This window comes from Aquiflexum sp. (assembly GCF_977115555.1).
Map to the genome: position 1 here is coordinate 1 of NZ_CDSBKL010000471.1, position 2,803 is coordinate 2,803.

At 38.9% G+C, this 2,803-nt stretch carries 2 protein-coding genes and 1 pseudogene; 1 reads left to right on the plus strand and 2 read right to left on the minus strand.

Translation table 11 applies throughout. The annotated features are described in order from the left end of the window. Positions 1–39: 39 nt before the first annotated feature. Positions 40–615, minus strand: coding sequence for a hypothetical protein (locus tag ACZFYI_RS18390; protein ID WP_462525583.1), 576 nt, complete (start codon positions 613–615; stop codon positions 40–42). Between the two features lie 228 nt (positions 616–843). On the opposite strand from ACZFYI_RS18390, the gene pgi reads away from it, so the two are divergent. Continuing rightward, entirely contained in the window at positions 844–2,490 is a 1,647-nt protein-coding gene (gene pgi, locus ACZFYI_RS18395; RefSeq protein ID WP_462525584.1) for a glucose-6-phosphate isomerase, read from the plus strand. A gap of 115 nt (positions 2,491–2,605) precedes the next feature. Here the strand turns inward: pgi and ACZFYI_RS18400 are convergent. Then, a pseudogene (locus tag ACZFYI_RS18400) lies at positions 2,606–2,803 on the minus strand (MFS transporter); the annotation flags it as partial.

Consider the following 2,803-nt stretch of genomic DNA (forward strand, 5'->3'; position numbering starts at 1 on the left):
AAAAGCCTCCTGAGTAAATTGGGAGGCTTTTTTTATGTTTTAAGATATCCAGAGCATGTAATTGTAAATCAATTGCCACTCGCCGTTTTCGCTTTTTTTATAAATAATAATCTCGCCCCCACCACATTCCATTCCACAATGTGTCGCTGAATAAATATAAGAAAATTGGCCATCAGAGGAAAAAGCAGGATTTGATACAACTTGATAGGATGTAAATAGTCCCCCATATTCCTGATCGGATATGTATTTGTCATCAATCAATTCTATTTGAGGAAGTAATTTTTCCTTTTCTAACCTCAATTCTAAAGTAAGTTGATTACAAATTGTTTCAATTTCATCGGATAAAATAAAACTTGAAAAATCAATTCCTTGATGCTTTATATAAAAACTCATATTTGCGGTATCCATCATAGCTCGGATAGGACATTCCCCTTGAGGAAAATTGAACTTGATTAAACCATTATCATTATAAAGCAAAACCTTTCCTTCCTTATCTAAATTTCTGTTCAGTTCCGCATTGATGATTTTGTAAAGATCTTTGGATTCTTTTTTTTCACAAGAAAACAGTAAAAACCCAAATAGAAGTGTTAAAATTATCTTCTTACATATAATCATACTTTTTTAATTTTAGTAAAAATATTCCGGAAGGAATTTTTATTCACTCTCAATTCAAGATATTTGAAATTATGGATAAATTTTGAAAACGCAGATTCTTATGTAGAATTAGTCGACTAATATTCTTTCTATTTTGACAATGCTCTTTTAACCATAATCGTTTTTCAATTTCATCCCCTCATATTAAATCTTATTTTTGCAGCGCATATCTTTTAAAACCTACCTGAGATGAATCACATCAATCCCGCCACCACACAAGCTTGGTCCAAACTCCAACAATTGGCTGAAGCCAATAAGGATACACATATCAATAGTCTATTTGCTGACAGTTCCCGCTTCGAAAAATTCTCCATCAAGCTCGAAGACATTTTGGTGGACTATTCCAAAAACCGTTTCGACGATAAAATATTTTCTGAATTGCTTGAGCTTGCCAAAGAAACAGGTCTGAAATCCGCCATCGAGGCGATGTATTCGGGGGAAAAAATCAACGGAACCGAAGGACGCGCTGTTTTGCATACTGCTTTGAGAAACCGCGCCAATACTCCTGTTTATTTTGAAGGAAAAGATGTCATGCCGGACATCAATGCAGTTTTGGCACAGATGAAAGGTTTTGCTGAACAAATTTCGAATGGAACTTGGTTGGGATATACTGGAAAGCCCATCAAATCCCTCGTCAATATCGGAATCGGTGGTTCGGATTTGGGTCCGGTGATGGTGACTGAAGCTTTAAAGCCTTACCAAAATCCAAATTTGGAGATATTCTTTGTTTCCAATGTGGACGGAACCCATATCGCAGAGACATTAAAGAAAGTGGATCCTGAGACGACTTTGTTTTTTATTGCTTCCAAGACTTTTACCACGCAAGAAACCATGACCAATGCCCACACTGCTAGAAGTTGGTTTTTGGGAATTGCAAAAGATGAAAGTGCGGTTGCCAAACATTTCGTGGCACTTTCTACCAATGGAAAAGCAGTTTCTGAATTTGGGATTGATACCAAAAATATGTTTTCGTTTTGGGATTGGGTAGGGGGAAGGTATTCTCTTTGGTCCGCCATAGGATTGCCAATTGCCTGTGCAATCGGATTTGATAATTTTGAGAAATTGCTTGCTGGGGCACACAGCATGGATCTTCACTTTAGGAATACCGATTTTGACAAAAATATCCCTGTGATTTTGGCTCTGCTCGGTTTGTGGAATACCAATTTCTTGGGAGCAACCTCAGAAGCGATTTTGCCTTATGACCAGTATATGCACCGGTTTGCTGCTTATTTCCAACAGGGAAATATGGAGTCAAATGGAAAATATGTCACCCGCGATGGAGGCAAAGTCAATTACAGTACCGGACCAGTGATTTGGGGCGAACCGGGCACCAACGGACAACACGCTTTTTACCAGCTAATCCATCAGGGAACCCATTTGATTCCCTGCGATTTTATCGCTCCTGCGATTTCGCACAATCCTATTTCTGACCACCATGTGAAGTTGCTCTCCAATTTCTTTGCACAAACGGAAGCCTTAATGAACGGCAAAACACTTGATGAAGTGACCGCGGAAATGAAAAAGGCAGGAAAATCAGATGCAGAGATTGCAAAAATCGCCCCTCACAGGGTTTTTGAAGGAAACCGTCCAACCAATTCTATTTTGGTAAAACAGCTAACCCCCTACACTTTAGGGCAATTGGTGGCGATGTATGAGCACAAAATTTTCGTACAGGGCGTGATTTGGAATATCTACAGCTTTGACCAATGGGGCGTAGAATTGGGGAAAGTTTTGGCCAATGCCATCCTGCCTGAACTGGTAAATGAGAATAAAGTAAGCAGTCATGATTCTTCTACGAATGGTTTGATCAATGCTTACAAGGAAATGAGAGGGTAGGGAAAAAGTAAGAAGTTTGAAGTGAGAAGTACGAAGTAAAATGTTAGACCTTTGAGGTTTTTTGGAACCTCGGAGGTTTTCTTATTTTAGAGTTAATTTCTTCAAAAAGTTGCTTTTATTTTTTATTTTTTCCCCTCCACATCCCCATCAATCCCAAAAACGGACCAAGTCCCAAAACCGGAAATAAATAGATGGGATCAATGTGGAGGGAAAGGAAGTTGAGGAGCTGAATACTGATGATCGTAATCCCAAATCCCACACTGTTTACGATAGTCAGGGAAGTTCCTCTAGTGGCTTCAGGAGCATTTTGAGC